The sequence below is a fragment of the Bradyrhizobium sp. MI1.10 genome, assembly GCF_055811035.1.
This window is the reverse complement of the sequence record NZ_JBVVPN010000010.1, coordinates 17,629-35,904: the sequence shown is the minus strand read 5'-3', so window position 1 is coordinate 35,904 and position 18,276 is coordinate 17,629. Positions and strand designations below refer to the sequence as shown.

The following is an 18,276-nucleotide window of genomic DNA, read 5'->3' as shown; positions in this document are numbered from 1 at the left end:
ACCTGACACAGGATGTCAGGTATGGTCCGCTACAACGCCATCGCCAGCCTGCCAGATGGAGACCGCTATGACCGATCCGAACCGCATCACGTTATATTATTCGCCGCAAACCCGGGCCACCGGCACGCGGGTGCTGCTGGAGGAGCTGGGAGCGCCCTATGATCTTCATGTCCTCAACATGAAGGCCGGCGAGCAGCGCCAGCCGGCCTATCTCGCCATCAACCCGCTCGGCAAGGTGCCGGCGATCCGCCACCACGGGCAGCTTGTGACCGAGCAGGTCGCGATCACCATCTACCTCGCCGATCTGTTTCCGGAGGCGGGGCTGACGCCTGCGCTGAACGATCCGCTGCGCGGCCCCTATCTGCGCTGGATCGCCTATTACGGCTCATCCTTCGAGCCGGCCCTGATCGACAAGTTCATGCAGCGCGAGCCGGCACCGATCACGCAATCGCCGTATGCCGACTATGACATCATGCTCGGCGCGCTCGAGGCGCAGCTGTCGAAGGGACCGTATCTGCTCGGCGAGCGCATGACGGCCGCGGATGTGCTGTGGGGCGTCGCGTTCAGCTGGACCATGATGTTCGGCATCGTGCCGAAGAAGGATGTGTTCGTCCGCTATGCCGAACGGATGACGGCGCGGCCGGCGTTCCAGCGTATCACTGCGGCCGATGCCGAGATGGCTGCGCATCATGCTGCGGCTGCTGGAGCGTGAGCGGCATGCATCGGTGAACGACGGCGCGCACCTCAAATCCGGTGTCGTCCCGGCGAAGGCCGGGACCCATAAGCACAGGATTACGTTTTGCGAAGACCCGGAGTTACCAGTTCGCCCTACAACTCCTTCCTGGGAGTATGGGTCCCGGCCCCCGTGCGCAATTGCGCACTAGGCCGGGACGACACTGAGGGTGTGGCGCGCTGTTGCGAAATAATGTCCATCTCACTCAAAACCGAGGCAGTCGTTTTTCCGCGAACGCCTTGATGCCTTCCTTGATCTCGTCGCCGCGCATGCTGTCGCGGTGACGGTGGTCGGCGGCTTGCTGGTCGAGTTCGCCGCGGGCAAATTCGTTGATCGCGCGCTTCATGCCGCGCATCGCCTGCGGAGCGTTGCCGGCGAGGATGTTGGCGAGCTTGTCGACCTCCTCGTCCAGAAACTCGACCGCCACCATATCGGTGAGGTAGCCGATCCGCAGCATCTCCGGCGCGCTGATCTTTTGCGCGGTCAGGAACAGCTTCTTCGCATTGTCGACGCCGAGCCGCGTCACATAGCGTTTGATGCCGCTGCTGTAATAGTGCAGCCCGAGCCGGGCCGCGGGCATGAACATCTCTGCGGTGTCGACGCCGATGCGGAAGTCGCAAGCGAGCGCGAGGTCGGTCGCGCCGCCATAGACGCCGCCGTTGAGCCGGCAGATCGTGGGCACGCCGAGATCCTCCAGCCGGTTGACGACGACCTCGAACGCCGAGCCCGCGCTCTGCTGCTCGTTGGCACTGACGGCACGCTCGGCAACGGAATTGAGATCGTAGCCCGCGGAGAAGGCCCGTCCCGTGCCGGTCAGCACCAGCACGCGGATGGCGGGATCGGCCTCGACCCGGTCGAACAGTCTGACCAGCTCGCCGAGATCCTCGGCCTGGAGCCGGTTGAGATGTTGGGGCCTGTTGAGGCGAATGGTGGCGCGTGCGCCGGTGATTTCGAGCACGGGGCCAGAGGCCGCGTCGGTGATATCCGACATTCTTGTCTCCATTTATTTGTTTTCGAGCGTGCGCCGCTTCGCCTCTGCATCGATGGTCTCGGCGAGATCGGGATGCCGTGCCATCAGCACGCGGAAGTCGACGAGGTCGAGCACAAGGAGCCGCGACACCTTGGTGGTCGAGACATTGGCGCCGCGCAAATTGTTGCCGAGCAAGGCCATCTCGCCGAAGAAGGCGCCGTCGCCGAGCTGCACCTTCTTGCCGGGCAGGTCGACCTCGACCTCGCCGGCGGCGATGAAATACATGCAGTCGCCCTGCGTACCCTTGCGGATGATCATGGTGCGCGCCGGCAGCTCCATGGTGCGCAGCATGTGGGTGACGTCGGCGATGGCGGCCGGCCCAAGCGCCGCGAAGAACGGCACCTTGCTGACGGATTCCCAGGTCTTGAGGAAGTTGTCACGCCGGGTCTCGGCGGCAAAGCCGGTCGCCAGGATGCCGGTCCAGAGGCCGAACACACCGAGGCCGGAGATCATCACCAGCGCGGCCACCATGCGGCCCAGCGGCGTCACCGGCACGACGTCGCCATAGCCCGTCGTCGTCAGGGTTGCGACGGCCCACCACAGTGCGGCGGGGACGCTGCCGAAAGTCTGGGGCTGCACGTCCCGCTCCAGGAAATATTCCGCGACCGAGGCCAGGAAGACCACCATCAGGAAGATCACGAGCACGCTGACCAGCGGTCCCGATTCCAGCACCAGCACGCGGCGGAGCTGCCGCAGGCCGGGAATGCCGGGCACCACCTTCAGCACCCAGAGCACGCTGAGCAGCCACGCCGTCCTGGGCTCGATCCCGAGAATCAACGCGGCCGGCACAGCCAACGCTCCGACCGTGTCGACCAGCCCGGCGGAGGAGGACATGTAGAGTGCAAGGCGCCCCTGTCGCGCCATATGGCGTAGCCGGACCACCCATTCGAACACGAAGTAGACGAGGCAGGTCCAAAGCAGGGCATCGACCCAGCGATGCGCTGTCTCATAGGCCGGGTTGACCGTCAGCAGCACCATGGCGAGCACGCCGACGGCGACGGCCACGTAGGCCGCCCTGGTCATGTTGCGGCCGGCTGTGGCGGCCGCGAACTGGGCCATAGCGGAGATCAGCGGCTTGGACATGCGGGACGGCGGCTCGGTTTTGTCTTTGCGGTCCCCGGCTGGAACCTCGGTGCCAAAGTGCCTGCCCGGGCCGAGGTCGTCAACGACGGGCGCGTCCGCCGGCCACGCGCCGCTACTTGAAATGCGGCGGTTCGTCGTAGCCGCGACGGCTGCTGAAGAACAGCAGCACCATCAAGCCGATGCCGACAACAACGGAAAACCCGGCCCCCAGCGCCAGCGCCACATAGCCTTCCGTCGGGATCGGCTCGCCCTCGACCGTCATCGCGGAATAAGCGAAATAGCCAACCGCCGCCAACATTCCCAGCAGGAAGATGATGAGGAGTGCACGCATGGCGCGGTCTCCGGTTGATCCGAGAACAAACGGTTGTGGACGGGGACGGTTCCCCGGACTAGGGCCCCCCGGTCGCTCGGCCCGCCGCAGGCGGGCGTCTCGAAGGATGGCCGCAGTCGAGCTTCGATAGGTCAGGCACTCTGAGCTGTCTTCACCACCACGACATTGCTCTCGTCGTGGTGGGGAGGGGCCACATCCTGAGCTGCCTTCTCGCTCTCGCCGGCATGGCGCTTGAGGTAGTCGCGGCGCATGCCGATCTCGTCGCGGACGAATTCGTAGCCGAGCTTGAACGTGTCGAGCCCGTCGGTACTGATCGTGCCGTCTCTGAGGCCGATGACGGCGCCGCGTAAAATGCCTTCCAGCTCGTCCTGGAGACATTCGAGCTGGTCCAGCGAATGAGCGTGTTCGATCCGCTCACCGATGTCGAGAATGGCGGTGGAGAGCTCGCTCGCCTTCTCCGGCGCGATCCGGGTGATCTTGGCGTAGATCGCGGCGAAGATCGAGCCGATGACGCTGAGCGCGGCAGCGCCCAGATACATCAGGTCGCTGTACTTATCCATGAACGACTTGGTGTCGTCGTTGATGTAGTCGGCCGCCCCTTGATGCGCCATCACGAAGGCGTCCTTCTCGACGGAGGCGGGCTCGATTCTGCTGGCAAAGCCGCTGTCGAGCCCGAGCGCGGACTTGTTCTCGTAGACGGTGCGCGCGAGTTCCCCGGCCGCCGTCGGCGACATCCTGGATTGGGCGACCAGCAACCATTCGAGACCGATCGTGTCGAGATCGTCGTCGGGAATTTCCGGCGATGCAGACAGCGTCCCCGCCGTCAGCGTCTCGCTGGAAATGCCGGGGATCCTGCGCGCCAGCGCTTTCGCCTCGTCGATCGCGTTCAGTGTGAAGCCGCCACGCCTGGCGACCTGCTCATACGCCTTGTCCCGCACCGCCCGCGAGGCGTGAACGATGGCGACGACCGCGCCAAAGCCGCTCGCCGGCGCGAACAGCTTGTCGAGCGTTGCGCCCTGCGGCGCCATCTGGATCTTCGCCGCGTCCGGACCGTCGGGAATGTCGAGGATGCCGCGGACGAAGGCGAGCGAGGATTCGCTGTCAGCGAGGACGGCGACCTTCTTCTTCTTCAGCTCGGCGAGCGACTTGATCTTTTTGTTGCCGGGCCCGAGCAGCAGCACGAGATCGTGCTCGAGGATCGCGAGCGTGCGTGCCCGCAGCGGCACCTTGGCGTCGGTGCGGAGCACCGCGAGGTCGGCCTGCTTGCGGTCGAACTGGGCGATCGCCTTGGCGTTGTCGGCGTTGTTGACGATCTTGATCCGGAAGCGCGAGGCGTTGTTCTTCAGGACGGCGGCGAGCTTGGCTGCGAACAGCGCCTCATCGCTGTTGGGCGCGCCGACGGCAAAGGTCAGCGTTTCCGAATTGTGCACCAGCATGCGGCCGCCCCAGACGGTGGCAAGCGACAACAGCAGGGTCAGCACGACGTAGAGGAAGACCTGCTGCTGGTTGGTCTTGATCACCTTGGGTCGCCGGGGCGGTGGCTCGATCGGCGATGAGGTCGGGCCCTCAGTACTCATGGCAGCACTCTGGCCTTATGCTTCCGGTGGCGGGCGGCTCGCGGATGTGATCGCTGCGGTCGCCCTGCAATTCGTAAACGTCTGAAAAAAGAACGATATTCTCTACCGGCGATGATAGCGCGCAGCCCGCGGAATGCAAATTCCGAGCCGAAGGTAACCTTACTCAAGTCGGCCGCGGCGATTGGCCATCCTATCACCAGTTAGCCACAGTTGGCGATTTTCCGGTTCCCCCCGGCTGCATTCCGCCGCGGGAGGTGTCATAAATCGCAAGTCCCGGCGATTTGACCGGTCCAGGAAGAGATTGCGCTGAACGCTCCAATTCTTCTTGTCACGTCAACGAGGGCGCCTTGTCGTTTCCACCCCTGTCATCGGCGGTTCCGGTCGAAGCCCTCATTGGCTGGATGTTGCTGCTGACGTTCAAGCACATCATCGCCGATTTCGTCCTCCAGACCGCCTGGATGGCGCACGGCAAGGACCAGAAGCACGGCTGGGCCCTGCCGCTCCTGGTACACTGCCTGGTTCACCTCGCGGTTGCGCTGCCGCTGATCCTGATCGTGGCGCCGAAATTCTGGTTCGTGGCGTTGATCGACTTCGTGATCCACATCACGATCGACCGCGCCAAGGGCCTCGTCTCGGCCAATTTCGGCGTCGACCTTGCGCATCCCTGGTTCTGGACCCTGATCGGTGTCGACCAGGCCCTGCACCATCTGACCGGCTTCGGCCTCTCCATCTTCATGGCGGCGAACTGACGGACGATGGCCCTCTGAAGTGGCTGTCGGGCCTGCATGGTTCGAGACGGCGCTTCGCGCCTCCTCACCATGAGGGTGAGAATCTTTCAGCAGAAAACAGACCTCACCCTGAGGGCACGCCGAAGGCGGGCGTCTCGAAGGATGGCCACAGAGAAACCCTTTCCAGCCCATTGATTCGCTGCCCACGCGCAAGCACCCCGGGCGACTACCGGGCAGCGTGGTTAACCTTTCATTAGAGAATTGCACTGCATCTTCGCCCACGAGGGAGAACTGCAATGTTTTCAAGCCGCGATACCTTTGAAGGCGATTCGTGCCCGGTCCGCGACGAGCTCCTTGGCGAGATGTACCGCGCCAGCGAGAGTGGCCTGCCGAGGTTGGTTGAAAGTGTTTCCCCAGACGCGCGCGCCAGGCTGGCGCTGTTCTGCTATCGCCGCAGCCATTTGCACTCGCTGGCGGTCGCGATCGCCGGCAGCTGTAACGAGCGCGACCTGATCGAGAACGGCGGCCGTGTCGGTTCGACGCTCTACGCGCTCGCGCGCGAAGGCGCGGCGAAATCCTCGCCGTCGCTGTCCGGTGGCCGCAAGCCGATCACGCTGTCGACCAAGCCGCTCTCGGTGCTCGCGCCGCTGGACGACGAGATCGACGACGAGATCAGTGAAGCCGTCCCGGCCTAAACGCTCGCGATAATTGGCAGCCCGAATTTCCGTCGCGCCATCGCGCATTCGGCATCACCCGGCATGCATGTGCGGCACACCTCCGGCCGCACTGCGTAGATGCCGCACGCGGTCGCTTTTCCAATTTCTCCCTGCAACGCCGAACAGCGATCGCCTTCGCAGCGCATGCCGGATTGACGCGCGTTGACGAGCGCTTCGGGAATCGCGGCGAGCTCCTCGTCGCTCTCGATCGAGAAGCGAGGCCAGTTCGCCGAATAGCCGCAGCAGGCGCCGCAACTCTGGCAACAGCTCGACAGGTCGACGGGGGCGTTCTCGTCCATCGTCACGTGTCCTTCACGTATCCTTGGGCGGGCCCCAGACCAGGCTTTGCCGCCATTTCGCGCGCAGCACGTCGCGCCTTTCAGGATATCTCTCGTCGGGATAGCTCGCATCCACCACGCGGTCAGTGCGGAAGCTGCGGAAGTCGCCGCGCAGCTCGCACCAGGCCGCGAGCAGGCGCACGGCTTCGAGATAGCCGATCGAAATCGGCCAGATCATGCGCTCGCTGGCGCGGCCCTGCTCGTCGCGATAGCGCAGCATGATCTTCTTGCCTTCGTGGATCTGGGTGCGCGTGCGTGCCATGTCGAGGCGGTCCGGCTCCCTGTTCCAGCTCGGCCGGGCCCGGCTTGCCGGCTCCAGCACGAAGGGGCGCAGGCGCTCGGGGACAGTGTCGGCGATCTTGGCCATCAAATCTTCAGCCGCGCGCGCCAGCGCGGGATCGGCATGGCCGGCGACCCATTGCGCGCCCAGCACCGCCGCCTCGATTTCGTCGGGTGTCAGCATCAAAGGCGGCAGGTCAAAACCCTTTTCCAGGATGTAGCCCATGCCGGCTTCACCGCGGATCGGCACGCGCTGGCCGATCAGCGTCGCGATGTCGCGATAGATCGTGCGCTTCGAGGTCTCGAGCTCGGCCGCGATGGCGTCCGCCGTCAACGGCTTACGCGTGCGCCTCAGCACCTGGATGATTTGAAACAGCCGGTCGGCGCGTCTCATGACGGGTCTCTTGTCGGTGGTTTTTCAGAAGGTGGCGCGCGGCTGCTGACAGGATGTTGGCAGCAGGGGAGTTCTATACCGGGACAACACGTCGACTGAAGAGGATTTGTCCATGATCATTCCAACTCATTTCGGCCCGGCCGCTGCGCTGTGGCGGACCCAGCCTCTACGGGTCCAGCTTTTGCAAGTCCTGCGTTTGCAAGTCCGAGCCTGGTACGCATGGGCGTTCGGCCGCCTCGTATCGCTTGATCTCATGGTCCTCGACCTCCGCCTTGCGCTCGCGACCGTGGTGGCTCGCTTCCTGGTCCAGGCCGCGGACGCGCTGGTCCGTCATGTCATGGCCCGCGCCTGGCGGGGGGCCCGTTTCGCAGAAGATATCACGGCTGCTGCCACCATGGTGGCAGCAGCCCGCGGCTAAGTTCCCTCAACTCTTTCGGTCGTTTCAGGAGAGCCTTCATGATCACGCTTTACGGCTTTGGCGCCGGTTTCGGCCTGCCGGAAATCAGCCCCTTCGTCACCAAGACGGAGGTGCAGCTCAAGATGGCGGGACTGCCCTACCGGAAGGAGCGGGCGATGCCGCCCGCCTCTCCCAAGGGGCAGCTGCCTTTCATCGACGATGGCGGCGAGGCGGTGGCCGATTCCACCTTCATCTGCGCCCATATCGAGCGCCGCTACGGCTTCGATTTCGACGCCGGGCTGTCGCTTGCCGAGCGCGCACAGGCTTGGGCATTCGAGCGCATGATCGAGCATCACGTTTATTTTGCGCTGGTCGGGGCGCGCTGGGTCGACCCAGTCAATTTCGCCAAGGGGCCTGCGCATTTCTTCGACGGCGCGCCGGAGCACAATCGCGAGAAGTTGCGCGAGGACGCGCAATTCCGTGTCGCCGAGAACTATTTGCTCTCCGGATTAGGCCGTCACGCGCCCGATGACGACGTCGATCTCGCCGTGCGCTCGCTGTTTGCGCTCTCGGTGCAGCTCGGCGACAAGTCCTATCTGATGGGCAACAAGCCCTGCGGCGTCGATGCCACCGCCTTCGGTGCACTCGCCGGGATCCTGACGCCGTTCTTCGAATCCGCCCTACGCCGTCGCGCCGAAGGATTTCCGAACCTCACCGCTTATGTCGACCGGATGATGGACACTTACTATCCGGAGTTCGCCTGGACCCCGCTGCGGCAGGCGGCTTAAGCACGCGCCCTCTCCGCGCGCTCGCTGCAACCTCGCCCGCTTGCGGGAGAGGTCGGCGCGAAGCGCCGAGTGAGGGTTCTCTCCTCTAGGGGATTTTTCCGCGAGCTTCGGACTGTCCCTCTGCGGAGGCACCCTCTCCCCCAAGCGGGAGAGGGGGCGCAGCGACACCGGAGGTGCAGCTCGCCCATGCAGCCAAAAGAAAAAGCCGGCCTATTGGGCCGGCTCTCGTCGTATCAATCCTGCCGCTGCGTCTATTTCACCAGCATGTACTTGCCATTCTTCACCGTGAGCAAAATCCGCGAACGGTCGTCGAGGCCGTAGCGGTCCTTTTCGGTGAAATTGTAGACGCCCTGACTTGCGGCCAGCTCCTTCTCCGACAGCAAGGCCTGGCGAATCGCTTCGCGGAATTCCGGCGTGCCGGGTTTCGCCGTCTTGAGTGCCGCCGGGATTATGCGCTTGAGAATCTCGAACGCATCGTAAGAGTGACCGGCGAACTGGCTGCGGCTGTTCGGGCCGTACTTGGCTTCATAGGCCGAGTTGAGCGCGAGGCCCGGCTTCTTGGTGGCGGCCTCGTCAGGTTGATCTTCCGGGTCCATCACTGGGCCGGAAGCCATCAGAACGCCTTCCGCCGCTTTGCCGGCGATGCGGATGAAGTCCATGCTGGCGGCACCATGGGTCTGGTAGATCAGGCCCTGATAGCCACGCTCGCGCAGCTCGGTCTGCGGCAGCGCGGCTGCGGTGCCGGAAGCGCCGACCAGAATGGCGTCGGGATTCGCAGCCACGAGCTTCAGCACCTGTCCGGTCACCGAGGTGTCGGGGCGAGCGAAGCGCTCCTCGTCGGCGATGGTTATGCCCATTGGCACGGCCTGCGCCTTCAAATCGTTGAACCAGAGGTCACCATAGGAGTCGGAATAGCCGATATAGCCGATGGTCTTCACGCCCTTGGCCTTCATGTGATCGTACAACACCTTGCCCACGATCGGGATCGGCTGCGGCATCGCGACCGACCACTTCATGCGCTCCGGCGTGATCGGGAACGGCGCCAGGCCGAAATGCGGAATGCCGGCTTCGTTGGCGACGTTCGACACCGCGATGGTCGGCGGCGTCAGCGCCGAGCCCATGATGATATCGGCCTTGGATTCGGTCACGAAGCGGCGGGCGTTGGTGGTCGCGGTGGTGGGATCGCCGCCGTCGTCGAGTACGATCACCTTCAGCGGCACGCCGCCGATCTCCTTCGGCACGAACTCCAGCGCATTGCGCTCGGGAATGCCCAGCGCTGCGCCCGGGCCGGTCGTGGTGGTGGTGATGCCGATGGTGACCTCGGCGGTCTGGGCCAGCGCGGGCACGGCCGGCAGCGCAAGCGCGGCCGCGGTGACGGCGGCGGTCAGGTAAAAGCGTTTCATCTATTCCTCCCTTTATGTGTTTCTTTGAAAGCAGAAATCGGGGGGTAATTCAGCCCCCTCTTTTGGTGATGTGGCGATTTAGCTCCGGGCCTCGCTCCCCGTGAATTTGGCTACCATTTCCGCGGGAAACGGTGCCGATTTCAGTTTGTCGGGGTTAACGGGGTCGCGGCCGACCAGCACGCGCGTCTCGAAACCTTCGATCGCCAGAGCTTCGCCCTTGAAGACGCTGTGCTTCACCTCGAAGCTCGAGCGCTTGATGCTCTCGACCTTGGTTTCGATGGTGATCCAGTCACCATAAGTCGAGGGGATGTAGAACTTGGCGCGGGTGTCGACCATGGGAATGCCCACCAGGCCGTATTTGCGGACCAGGTCCTGCTTGGAGAACCCGGCGACTTCGAACAGGGTCGAGGTCGAATCGTCGAACATCGCGAAATAGCGCGGGTAATAGACGATGTTGGCGGGGTCGCAATCACCCCACTGGATCTGGACGTCGCGCCGGTTCACGAACATATGTCGCGCCCTATTTCGGTGCCATGCGCAGCGAGCCGTCGAGGCGTACGACTTCGCCGTTCAGGTACGAATTCTCGACCATGTGCAGGGCGAGCGCCGCGAACTCGTCGGCGTGGCCGAGCCGGCGCGGGAACGGGATTGCGGCGGCGAGTGAGTCCTGGGCTTCCTGCGGCAGGTTGGCGAGCAGCGGCGTGAGGAACAGGCCGGGCGCGATCGTCAGCACGCGGACACCGAACTGCGCCAGCTCGCGCGCGATCGGCAGCGTCATGCCGACGATGCCGCCTTTCGATGCCGAATAGGCCGATTGCCCGATCTGGCCGTCATAAGCGGCAACCGACGCCGTGTTGATGATGACGCCGCGCTCGCCGGTTGCCTGCGGCTCGAGCTTGGACATCTCGTTCGCGGCAAGGCGAAGCATGTTGAAGGTGCCGATCAGGTTGACCTTGATCACCTTGTCGAAATCCGCGAGCGCCATCGGGCCGTCGCGGCCGACGACGCGCTTGGCAACGCCGATGCCGGCGCAATTGACCAGCACGCGCGCGGGTCCATGGGCCTTGGTCGCCTGGGCGATCGCAGCTTCCGCGGAGGCCGCATCGGAAACATCGCAGGTCACCGCGACGCCCTTGATCTCGGCGGCCACGGTTTCCGCGAGCTTGGCATTGAGGTCGCACACCGCCACCCGGGCGCCCTGCGCCGCCAGCTTACGCGCGGTCGCCGCGCCCAGTCCCGATGCGCCGCCGGTGACGATGACTGCCTGATCCTTCAACAACATGGCGTTCTCCCTGTAGCGATGTTTTCTTAGCCGACCGATATCACACGGTCCGATGGATTGGCAGCGTAGAGCTCCTCGATCAGCAGGCTGCGATGCTCGAGCACCGCGCGCTGGTTGATGGACCCCTTGTCGGTGACTTCGCCCTTGTCGATCGAGAGCGGCGTGTCCATGAGGATCGCGCGCGTGATCCGCGTCGAGGATCCCGTGGCCGCGCCGAGAAAGCGGGTCAGCCGTTCGCGAAATGCCTCGCGCACCAGCCGGTCGCGGGTCGCGACGACGAGATCGTCGGTCGGCAGCGTCGGGTTGATCAGCCGGCAGCCGTCGAGATCGAGTACGACGAGCGCGGAAACCTCGTCACGGTTGATGCCGGCGATGACGACGTCGCGCACCAGCGGTGCGCAGGCCGCAACGAAGCGCGCGCGCAACGGGCCGACGCTTACCCAGGTGCCGCTGCCGAGCTTGAAATCCTCACCGATGCGGCCGTCGAAATCGAAGCCGGCGTTGAGATCGTCGGGATCGACAGGCTTGAGCGCATCGCCCAGTTTGTAGAAGCCTTCTTCGTCGAACGAATTTGCGGTGATGTCGGGCTGGCGCCAGTAGCCGGGCATCACGTTCGGCCCCTTGCAACGAACTTCCATCTTGCCGTTGTTCGGCACCAGCTTGGCGTCGTTGCCGGATACGGGAAGCCCGACATGGCCGGAGCGGCTGGTGCGCGGGTTGACCGACATGAAGAACGGCGCGGTCTCGGTTGCACCGAGGCCGGTCAGCATCGGAACGCGGTAGCCTTTTTCCTTCACCGCGAGCTCGTCGAGGCTGTTCCAGACGAACGGTGACAGGGCCGCGCCCGAGAAGAACATCGCGTGCAGCCGGTCGAAGAATTTAGCGCGCAGGCCCTGGTCGTCGCGCAGATAAGGAAGCAGCGACTCGTAGCCCTTGGGGACGTTGAAATAGACCGTCGGCGATATCTCCTGGAGATTGCGCACGGTCTCCTCGATGCCTCCAGGCACCGGCTTGCCGGCATCGAGATACATCGAGCCGCCATTGTAGAGCGTCAGTCCGATATTGTGGTTGCCGCCAAACGTGTGATTCCAGGGCAGCCAGTCGATGATGACGGGCGGCTCGTCCTTGAGGAAGGCGAGCGTCTCGCGCAGCATCACCTGGTTGGCGCAGATCATGCGCTGGGTGTTGATGACCGCCTTGGGGTTGCCGGTCGAGCCCGAGGTCAGCAGGAATTTCGCGATGGTGTCGGGACCGATCCTGCCGTGGACTTCGTCCAGATCGCCGCGGATCGGGGTTGCCATGAGGTCGGCGAGCGAGGTGACGTCGCGGCCCGGCACGTGGCCGTAGGACGCGGCGATTTCGGTGCCGAGCGAGACGTTGGCCGCGAGCGCGTCGGCGAACTTGTCGGCGTCCTCGGCGAAGACGAGGCCGGGCGTCAGGAGCTTCATCAGGTAGGAGAGCTTGCCGTAATCCTTCGAAACCAACGAATAGGCCGGCGACACCGGGCAGAACGGAATGCCGGCATAGAACGCGCCGAACGCCAGCAATGCATGGTCGATCGAATTGCCGGAGAGGATGACGACCGGCCGCTCCGCCGACAGCCCGCGCGCAATGAGTCCTGAGGCGATGTGCCGGCTCGCGGCGAGCAGCTCGGCGTAACTGATCTTGCGCCAGCCGCGACCGCCTTCGCGCTCGGCCATGAAGATGCGATCCGGCGTCGTATTCGCCCAGTGATGCAGGCGGTCGGTGATGCGGGCCGGATAGTCTCCGAGCGGCTGTTTGGGCCGCAGGTAAATCGTGCCGTCGTCGCGCCGCTCGATATTCACGACGGGATCGCCGAATGAAATGGGCCGCAGCGGGGAAGTGCTCGCGCCGCGCTCCATGCTGGAAGAGGACGGCTGCGCGCTCATGATTTCGGCTTCACCTTTGCGGTCTTGTGCTCGAGGAATTCGCGGATCCTGCGCTTGGCTTCCTTGTCGCTCTGCGCCACCGTCGCCATCAGCGATTCCATCAACAGGCCGGTCTGCGGATTGGCCTCCGCGATCATCGGCAGCGCCTGGAGCACGGCGAAGTTGGTCAGCGGCGCGTTGGAGGCGACCTTGGTCGCAAGCTCCATCGCCTTGCCGAGGCCGTTGCCGGCTTCCGTGACATATTGCGCAAAGCCGTAGGAGGTGCCTTCGGTCGCGGAATAGACGCGGCCGGTCAGCATCATGTCCATCATCCTGGCGACGCCGATCAGGCGCGGCAGGCGCACCGAACCGCCGCCACCGACGAAGATGCCGCGCTGTCCCTCCGGCAGCGCGAAATAGGTCGACGGTTCGGCGACACGGATATGCGCCGCGCAGGCGAGCTCCAGCCCGCCGCCGATCACGGCGCCCCTGAGCGCCGCGATCACGGGCACGCGGCTGTACTGGATGCGGTCGAACACCCGGTGCCACATCTGGGAATGGAGAAGGCCGCCGGTGGCATCATGGTCGGTCAGTTCGGAGAGGTCGAGACCGCTGGAAAAATGGTCGCCGATGCCGTGGATGACGACCGCGCCGATATCCTCGGGAAGGGACGCAAAACACTCGCCGATTTCCAGGATGATGCCGTCGTTGAGCGCATTGCGCTTGGCCGGCCGATTGAGGCCGACGGTCAAAACCCGGTCCGCCCGCTCGATCTTCAAAAGCCCGGAGGCGCCCGCGTCGGCGGTCTCGGCGTTTCCCTGTGTCATTTGCGTCCTTGTCAGAATAGTTATGTTGTATAACGAATTCAGGGGGAGTCAATACGGCTGGCAGCGGGGAAGCCGATGCATCGTCCGGAAATGGGACGACAGTCCGGGTACAGAGCCCGTACCCGAATGCCCGATGCGCAAGATTGGGATGAATATCACCGACGCCGATGCTATCCGGCCGCTACGCCGCCTTGGTTCCGCTTTGGGGTTGCGCCACAAGATTGATACCCATGGCGTGGAGAACCTTTATCACAGTGCCGAATTCGGGTTTGGCCTCGCCGCCAAGCGAGCGATACAAGTTCTCACGGGATAGACCGGCTTTTTCGGCAATGGCGCCCATGCCCTGAGAGCGCGCTACGGCGCCGATTGCCATCGTTATTGCGGACGGATCGTCGGATTCAAAGGCTTCGGTGAGATAGGCCGCAACCATCTCCGGACTGTCGAGGTACTCCGCAGTATCAAAGGATTTCACTTTTGCCATTGCTCAGACCTCCAATTCGCTCGCGATCTTCTTTGCCAACGCTATGTCCCCTGGCTGAGAGCCTTTATCGCCACCGCAAAGAAGAATGATGATCTCCTCGCCTCAGGCAACGTAGTAGATCCGGTATCCAGCGCCCTCGTGAACTCTCATTTCGCTGATGCCGCCTCCGACCGGAGCAACGTCTCCGGGATTGCCGAGCGCCAGCCGATCGATCCGGGCCAGGATTTTTGCCTTCGCTCTCCGGTCTCGCAGGTTTCTAAGCCAGTCAGAGAATTCGTCGGTTCTCTTGATCGTCGGCATCTGTAGCGTATACGCTACATAAGTGGCAATGTCAATGGACCAGCCGGCCCTTGGTGCGGCGCCACGCGTTCACATCACCTGATGCACGTCGATCACGACGCGGTCCGCATGCCGCGCTGCTGAACCGACAAAAATGTGCTGCATCAGCCAGCGGTACTTCTCATGCCCGGTCTCGAACTTCGGCACGGTGCGGAAATAGATCAGTTTAGGATCCACCGGCTCGCCGCGCTTGAGCTTTTGTAACAGCTCGACCGGGCCGAAGCGCATGCCCTTGTTCTCGACATAGACGATGGCGCCGTCGTTGGTTTGGAAAGCGTACTTCGCTTCGAGATCAATCAGCTCGTTGGGGCGGATGGTCTGGAAGTCGGCGCCGAACGGCAGCACCTTGCCGGTGATCGCGCCCGAGACCTCGCCGCCGATGATCGGGATGATGCGGCGAACGCCGATGCCGGTCTCGCCGGCGGTGACGACGTCGCCGATACGTGCAGTGACGGTGAAGACGTATCTGGTTTCGAGCGCCGGCGTGGTCATCGCTTCACCTCCTCAATGCGCCATCATCCGCGTCGGCAGCCATGTCGCCAGCAGCGGGAAGGCGATCAGGATCACGAGGCGCACGAGGTCTGTCGCCACGAACGGAATCACCCCCTTGAAGATGGTGGAGAAAGAAACGTCCTTCACCACGCTCTTGATGACGAAGACGTTCATGCCCACCGGCGGGTGAATCAGGCCGAGCTCGACCGTCATGACGATGATGACGCCGAACCAGATCGGGTCGAAGCCGAGATGCATGATCACGGGGAAAATGATCGGCACGGTGAGGATGATCATCGCCATGGCGTCCATCAGGCAGCCGAGCACGAGATACATCACCATGATCAGCGCCAGCACGCCGTAGGGGCCGAGGCCAAGGCCGGTGAGGAATTCCGTCACCTTCTGCGGGGTCTGCGTCACCGTGAGGAAATAGCCGAAGATCAAGGCGCCGATCAGCACGGTGAACACGGCGGCCGCCGTGCGCGTCGCCTGCAGCAGCGAGGCCAGAATTTTCTCGCGGTCGAGGCGGCCCGTCGCCACGCCGATGATGAAGGCGCCGGCAGCGCCGACGCCGCCGGCTTCCGTCGGCGTGAAGCGCGGCAAATAGGGCAAACCGTAAAGGCCGCCGATCACGAACACGAACAGCAGCACCGGCGCCCAGATGTCCTTCAGGCCGGCGAAGCGATCGCGCCACGGCAGCACCTTGCCCTTGGGCAGAAAGTCCGGCCGGAAATAGCCGATCAGGAAGATCGTGATCATGTACATGGTCATCGCCAGAATGCCCGGGATGATGCCGGCGATGAACAGCTTGCCGATGTCCTGCTCGGTGATGATGCCGTAGACGGCGAGCACGGTGGAGGGCGGCAGCATCGCGCCCAGCGTGCCGCCGGCCGCGATCACGCCGGTGGCAAACGACTGCGGGTAGCCGAAACGGCGCATCTCGGGGTAAGCGACCGCCGAGAAGGTCGCTGCGGTCGCGACCGAGGAGCCGCAGATCGCGGCAAAGCCGCCGCAGGCACCGACTGTGGCGATGCCGAGCCCGCCGCGCAAATGGCCGACAAAGCCGTTGGCGGCGCGGAATAGCTCGCGGCTCATGCCGGAATTGCTGACGAAGGAGCCCATCAGCAAAAACATCGGAATGACGCCGAAAGTGTAGTCGGTCACCGTGCGCATCGAGGTCTGGCCGACCAGCTTCAGCGCCGGCGTGGCGCCGACGAGATAGGAGAAGCCGGAGACGCCGACGAGGCCCATGGCCATGCCGACGGGCACGCGCAGCAGCATCAGGGCGAACAGGGAAACGAAGCCGATAACGGCGACGGCATCGGTGCTCATGATTACTCCGTCGCCTTCAGCTTGGGGTCGTGCATCTCTTCGGGATGGAAGATCAACCGGTAGGTGCGGATCGCGATCAGCAGCACGGCGGAGACGTCGCCGATCCAGGCGATCGCGAAGAACGGCCAGGTCGGCATGTGCATGTCGAAGGTCTGGACGTTGTCGTTGTAGGTGCCGCGGACCTTGTCGAACAGCGTCCAGGTCTGCACCGTCACGACGAACAGCAGCACCAGTGTCGCGAACACGTCGATCCAGCGCTGGTAGCGCGGCCCGACATTGCCCCAGACCAGATCGACCGTGATGTGGGTGCCGCGATAGGAGGTCGCGGCGATGCCCCAGAAGATGAGGATGCCGAGCAGCATGCGGCCGATGTCGAAACTGTCGGGGATCGAATAGTTCAGCGTGTTGCGCAGCAGCACCGACAGGAAGATGTCGAGTGCGACAATGCCGACGAAGGCGGCTGCGATCCACTCGATCGAATCGATAACGCGATCCATCCAGCTGCGCTTCATGGGAGCTTCCTGCTCGAGGTGACTGCGAGTTGCATCAACAGCGATGCTGCACTCTCTCTCCCGCTTGCGGGGGAGGGCTGGGGTGGGGGTGTCGCCGCAATGAACGGACCCCGAGTGGAGAGAGCCCCCACCCGGCGCTTCGCGCCGACCTCCCCTGCAAGCGGGAGAGGTGCAGCGAGTCTGCGGCTCCGATTCAGCGTCACTCCGCCAGCGCGTTGTACTTCTTCAGCGAGGCCTTCAGCTCGCTAAGCGCCGCATCCGGATCCGCGCCGGCCTTCTTTGCGCCGTCGCTCCAGGTTTTCACCAGGGGCTCGGCGGCTTTCTTCCAGGCGGCGGTCTGCTCGGGCGTCAGCTTGTAGACCTCGTGGCTGGACTCCGCCTTGACCTTGTCGATGCCGGCATCCTCGAACTTGCCCCAGTGCTCGCCGACCACACCGGCCATCTCGACCGTGCAATTCTTGTCGATCGCGGCCTTCTGCTTGTCGGACATCGCATTGTACTTGTCCTTGTTCATGACGAACACGAAGGTCGTGGTGTAGAGCGGCGCCTCCATGTCGTACTTTGTCACCTTGTCGATGCCGAACAGCACGAGGGAGCCCCAGGGAAAGGTGACGCCGTCGGCGACGCCGCGCTCGATGATGTCGCGCACTTCAGGCGCGGAGGACTGCACATTGGTGCCGCCGAGCGAGGTGACGAAGTTCGCCATGGTGGCGTGGGCGGGGCGGATCTTCAGGCCCTTCACATCCTCCGGCATCACGATCTTCTTGGTCTTGGAATGGAACGAGGAGGGTGAGTGGACGAAGGCGAGGCAGTATTTAACGTCCTTCATCTCCTTTTCGGCGTATTTGCGGTACCAGGCGTCGAGCCCCATCGAGCCGCCCTTGGCATCCGAGATCAGGAACGGCAATTCGCCGGCGCCGATGATCGGGAAGCGCCCGGGCTGGTAGCCGGGATTGACATAGGTGACATCGGCGATGCCGTCGCGCGCCATGTCGTAATGGTCGAAGGCCTTGCCCATCTGCTGGGCCGGAAACACCTTACCCTTGATGGTGCCGCCGGAATCCTTCTCGACCGCGGCGGCCCAATCCTCGAGCGATTTCTGCAGCGGATGCGAGGCCGGCACCCAATGCGAGATCTTCAAATCGAAGGTCTTGTCCTGCGCGAACGCAGGGCTCACGCTTGCTGCCAGCAGCAACGCCAGACAGGCTTTCCTCATCACGCGTCTCTCCCTCTTTTGACGGCGGGCTTCGATGGCCCGGTCTCGTTATTTAACATGTTATCTAATTGGCCGGCGCGTTCAAGCCGGAACTGGCGTGACGTGCCGC

Annotated in this window: 21 protein-coding genes and 1 pseudogene; 5 read left to right on the top strand and 17 right to left on the bottom strand. The window is 63.8% G+C overall.

Features of this window, described 5'->3' with window-relative positions; all coding sequences use genetic code 11:
• The first annotated feature begins 67 nt into the window (after nt 1–67).
• Nucleotides 68–712 (top strand): glutathione S-transferase family protein, encoded by a 645-nt coding sequence (locus tag AC0L3K_RS12720; protein ID WP_473366171.1) that lies wholly within the window; start codon nt 68–70, stop codon nt 710–712.
• A 226-nt stretch (nt 713–938) separates the two neighbouring features.
• Here AC0L3K_RS12720 and AC0L3K_RS12715 read toward each other — a convergent pair whose 3' ends face one another.
• The 4 genes from AC0L3K_RS12715 to AC0L3K_RS12700 all read right to left on the bottom strand — a co-directional run bounded on the left by AC0L3K_RS12715 (nt 939) and on the right by AC0L3K_RS12700 (nt 4,754).
• Nucleotides 939–1,724, bottom strand: a complete 786-nt coding sequence (locus tag AC0L3K_RS12715; RefSeq protein ID WP_354200462.1) for an enoyl-CoA hydratase/isomerase family protein — start codon at nt 1,722–1,724, stop codon at nt 939–941.
• 12 nt (nt 1,725–1,736) lie between these two features.
• Nucleotides 1,737–2,846 carry a cyclic nucleotide-gated ion channel gene (locus AC0L3K_RS12710; RefSeq protein ID WP_007599633.1) on the bottom strand — a complete coding sequence of 370 codons (1,110 nt, stop codon included), beginning with the start codon at nt 2,844–2,846 and terminating at the stop codon, nt 1,737–1,739.
• A gap of 112 nt (nt 2,847–2,958) precedes the next feature.
• On the bottom strand, nt 2,959–3,177 hold the full coding sequence (locus AC0L3K_RS12705; protein WP_007599638.1) for a hypothetical protein: 219 nt from the start codon (nt 3,175–3,177) through the stop codon (nt 2,959–2,961).
• Nucleotides 3,178–3,308: 131 nt separating this feature from the next.
• Nucleotides 3,309–4,754, bottom strand: a complete 1,446-nt coding sequence (locus AC0L3K_RS12700; RefSeq protein ID WP_007599640.1) for a TAXI family TRAP transporter solute-binding subunit — start codon at nt 4,752–4,754, stop codon at nt 3,309–3,311.
• A gap of 401 nt (nt 4,755–5,155) precedes the next feature.
• Here AC0L3K_RS12700 and AC0L3K_RS12695 point away from each other — a divergent pair, with 401 nt between their 5' ends.
• A complete protein-coding gene (locus tag AC0L3K_RS12695) occupies nt 5,156–5,503 on the top strand; it encodes a DUF3307 domain-containing protein (RefSeq protein ID WP_018458457.1) in 348 nt (115 codons plus the stop codon).
• Between the two features lie 275 nt (nt 5,504–5,778).
• Nucleotides 5,779–6,177 carry a hypothetical protein gene (locus tag AC0L3K_RS12690; RefSeq protein WP_007599645.1) on the top strand — a complete coding sequence of 133 codons (399 nt, stop codon included), beginning with the start codon at nt 5,779–5,781 and terminating at the stop codon, nt 6,175–6,177.
• Here AC0L3K_RS12690 and AC0L3K_RS12685 read toward each other — a convergent pair.
• A complete protein-coding gene (locus tag AC0L3K_RS12685) occupies nt 6,174–6,497 on the bottom strand; it encodes a YkgJ family cysteine cluster protein (RefSeq protein WP_007599647.1) in 324 nt (107 codons plus the stop codon). The two genes, AC0L3K_RS12690 and AC0L3K_RS12685, sit on opposite strands and share 4 nt — an antisense overlap.
• Before the next feature lie 13 nt (nt 6,498–6,510).
• Nucleotides 6,511–7,209 carry a helix-turn-helix transcriptional regulator gene (locus AC0L3K_RS12680; RefSeq protein WP_007599649.1) on the bottom strand — a complete coding sequence of 233 codons (699 nt, stop codon included), beginning with the start codon at nt 7,207–7,209 and terminating at the stop codon, nt 6,511–6,513.
• Nucleotides 7,210–7,321: 112 nt separating this feature from the next.
• On the opposite strand from AC0L3K_RS12680, the gene AC0L3K_RS12675 reads away from it, so the two are divergent.
• Nucleotides 7,322–7,627 carry a hypothetical protein gene (locus AC0L3K_RS12675; protein ID WP_473366170.1) on the top strand — a complete coding sequence of 102 codons (306 nt, stop codon included), beginning with the start codon at nt 7,322–7,324 and terminating at the stop codon, nt 7,625–7,627.
• 38 nt (nt 7,628–7,665) lie between these two features.
• Nucleotides 7,666–8,394 carry a glutathione S-transferase family protein gene (locus tag AC0L3K_RS12670; RefSeq protein WP_473366169.1) on the top strand — a complete coding sequence of 243 codons (729 nt, stop codon included), beginning with the start codon at nt 7,666–7,668 and terminating at the stop codon, nt 8,392–8,394.
• Nucleotides 8,395–8,645: 251 nt separating this feature from the next.
• Here AC0L3K_RS12670 and AC0L3K_RS12665 read toward each other — a convergent pair whose 3' ends face one another.
• The 11 genes and pseudogenes from AC0L3K_RS12665 to AC0L3K_RS12615 all read right to left on the bottom strand — a co-directional run bounded on the left by AC0L3K_RS12665 (nt 8,646) and on the right by AC0L3K_RS12615 (nt 18,167).
• Nucleotides 8,646–9,797: an ABC transporter substrate-binding protein gene (locus AC0L3K_RS12665; RefSeq protein ID WP_473256280.1), complete on the bottom strand. Its 1,152-nt coding sequence runs from the start codon at nt 9,795–9,797 to the stop codon at nt 8,646–8,648.
• Between the two features lie 78 nt (nt 9,798–9,875).
• Nucleotides 9,876–10,307: an acyl-CoA thioesterase gene (locus AC0L3K_RS12660; protein ID WP_007599654.1), complete on the bottom strand. Its 432-nt coding sequence runs from the start codon at nt 10,305–10,307 to the stop codon at nt 9,876–9,878.
• Between the two features lie 10 nt (nt 10,308–10,317).
• Nucleotides 10,318–11,079, bottom strand: coding sequence for an SDR family NAD(P)-dependent oxidoreductase (locus AC0L3K_RS12655; RefSeq protein WP_219682940.1), 762 nt, complete (start codon nt 11,077–11,079; stop codon nt 10,318–10,320).
• Between the two features lie 26 nt (nt 11,080–11,105).
• Nucleotides 11,106–12,989: a feruloyl-CoA synthase gene (locus AC0L3K_RS12650; protein ID WP_473366168.1), complete on the bottom strand. Its 1,884-nt coding sequence runs from the start codon at nt 12,987–12,989 to the stop codon at nt 11,106–11,108.
• Nucleotides 12,986–13,795, bottom strand: a complete 810-nt coding sequence (locus AC0L3K_RS12645; protein ID WP_007605285.1) for a crotonase/enoyl-CoA hydratase family protein — start codon at nt 13,793–13,795, stop codon at nt 12,986–12,988. Before AC0L3K_RS12645 ends, AC0L3K_RS12650 begins: the two co-directional genes overlap by 4 nt.
• A gap of 181 nt (nt 13,796–13,976) precedes the next feature.
• Entirely contained in the window at nt 13,977–14,276 is a 300-nt protein-coding gene (locus AC0L3K_RS12640; protein WP_007599661.1) for an addiction module antidote protein, read from the bottom strand.
• Between the two features lie 3 nt (nt 14,277–14,279).
• Nucleotides 14,280–14,576, bottom strand: a pseudogene (locus tag AC0L3K_RS12635) (type II toxin-antitoxin system RelE/ParE family toxin).
• A 69-nt stretch (nt 14,577–14,645) separates the two neighbouring features.
• Nucleotides 14,646–15,107 (bottom strand): DUF3237 domain-containing protein, encoded by a 462-nt coding sequence (locus AC0L3K_RS12630; protein WP_007599665.1) that lies wholly within the window; start codon nt 15,105–15,107, stop codon nt 14,646–14,648.
• A 12-nt stretch (nt 15,108–15,119) separates the two neighbouring features.
• Complete coding sequence (locus AC0L3K_RS12625; protein ID WP_354159524.1) at nt 15,120–16,439, bottom strand: TRAP transporter large permease; 1,320 nt, start codon at nt 16,437–16,439, stop codon at nt 15,120–15,122.
• Between the two features lie 2 nt (nt 16,440–16,441).
• A complete protein-coding gene (locus AC0L3K_RS12620; protein WP_007605289.1) occupies nt 16,442–16,951 on the bottom strand; it encodes a TRAP transporter small permease in 510 nt (169 codons plus the stop codon).
• A gap of 199 nt (nt 16,952–17,150) precedes the next feature.
• Nucleotides 17,151–18,167, bottom strand: coding sequence for a TRAP transporter substrate-binding protein (locus tag AC0L3K_RS12615; protein WP_473366167.1), 1,017 nt, complete (start codon nt 18,165–18,167; stop codon nt 17,151–17,153).
• Between the last annotated feature and the right edge of the window lie 109 nt (nt 18,168–18,276).

Excerpts from the sequence above, each read along its gene's own strand:
- AC0L3K_RS12705 (WP_007599638.1), bottom strand. The coding sequence starts at position 3,177 with ATGCGTGCACTCCTCATCATCTTCCTGCTGGGAATGTTGGCGGCGGTT.
- AC0L3K_RS12685 (WP_007599647.1), bottom strand. The coding sequence starts at position 6,497 with ATGGACGAGAACGCCCCCGTCGACCTGTCGAGCTGTTGCCAGAGTTGC.
- AC0L3K_RS12625 (WP_354159524.1), bottom strand. The coding sequence starts at position 16,439 with ATGAGCACCGATGCCGTCGCCGTTATCGGCTTCGTTTCCCTGTTCGCC.
- AC0L3K_RS12615 (WP_473366167.1), bottom strand. The coding sequence starts at position 18,167 with ATGAGGAAAGCCTGTCTGGCGTTGCTGCTGGCAGCAAGCGTGAGCCCT.
- AC0L3K_RS12715 (WP_354200462.1), bottom strand. The coding sequence starts at position 1,724 with ATGTCGGATATCACCGACGCGGCCTCTGGCCCCGTGCTCGAAATCACC.
- AC0L3K_RS12640 (WP_007599661.1), bottom strand. The coding sequence starts at position 14,276 with ATGGCAAAAGTGAAATCCTTTGATACTGCGGAGTACCTCGACAGTCCG.
- AC0L3K_RS12670 (WP_473366169.1), top strand. The coding sequence starts at position 7,666 with ATGATCACGCTTTACGGCTTTGGCGCCGGTTTCGGCCTGCCGGAAATC.
- AC0L3K_RS12650 (WP_473366168.1), bottom strand. The coding sequence starts at position 12,989 with ATGAGCGCGCAGCCGTCCTCTTCCAGCATGGAGCGCGGCGCGAGCACT.
- AC0L3K_RS12675 (WP_473366170.1), top strand. The coding sequence starts at position 7,322 with ATGATCATTCCAACTCATTTCGGCCCGGCCGCTGCGCTGTGGCGGACC.
- AC0L3K_RS12620 (WP_007605289.1), bottom strand. The coding sequence starts at position 16,951 with ATGAAGCGCAGCTGGATGGATCGCGTTATCGATTCGATCGAGTGGATC.
- AC0L3K_RS12690 (WP_007599645.1), top strand. The coding sequence starts at position 5,779 with ATGTTTTCAAGCCGCGATACCTTTGAAGGCGATTCGTGCCCGGTCCGC.
- AC0L3K_RS12680 (WP_007599649.1), bottom strand. The coding sequence starts at position 7,209 with ATGAGACGCGCCGACCGGCTGTTTCAAATCATCCAGGTGCTGAGGCGC.
- AC0L3K_RS12665 (WP_473256280.1), bottom strand. The coding sequence starts at position 9,797 with ATGAAACGCTTTTACCTGACCGCCGCCGTCACCGCGGCCGCGCTTGCG.
- AC0L3K_RS12630 (WP_007599665.1), bottom strand. The coding sequence starts at position 15,107 with ATGACCACGCCGGCGCTCGAAACCAGATACGTCTTCACCGTCACTGCA.
- AC0L3K_RS12695 (WP_018458457.1), top strand. The coding sequence starts at position 5,156 with ATGTTGCTGCTGACGTTCAAGCACATCATCGCCGATTTCGTCCTCCAG.
- AC0L3K_RS12710 (WP_007599633.1), bottom strand. The coding sequence starts at position 2,846 with ATGTCCAAGCCGCTGATCTCCGCTATGGCCCAGTTCGCGGCCGCCACA.
- AC0L3K_RS12700 (WP_007599640.1), bottom strand. The coding sequence starts at position 4,754 with ATGAGTACTGAGGGCCCGACCTCATCGCCGATCGAGCCACCGCCCCGG.
- AC0L3K_RS12655 (WP_219682940.1), bottom strand. The coding sequence starts at position 11,079 with ATGTTGTTGAAGGATCAGGCAGTCATCGTCACCGGCGGCGCATCGGGA.
- AC0L3K_RS12645 (WP_007605285.1), bottom strand. The coding sequence starts at position 13,795 with ATGACACAGGGAAACGCCGAGACCGCCGACGCGGGCGCCTCCGGGCTT.
- AC0L3K_RS12720 (WP_473366171.1), top strand. The coding sequence starts at position 68 with ATGACCGATCCGAACCGCATCACGTTATATTATTCGCCGCAAACCCGG.
- AC0L3K_RS12660 (WP_007599654.1), bottom strand. The coding sequence starts at position 10,307 with ATGTTCGTGAACCGGCGCGACGTCCAGATCCAGTGGGGTGATTGCGAC.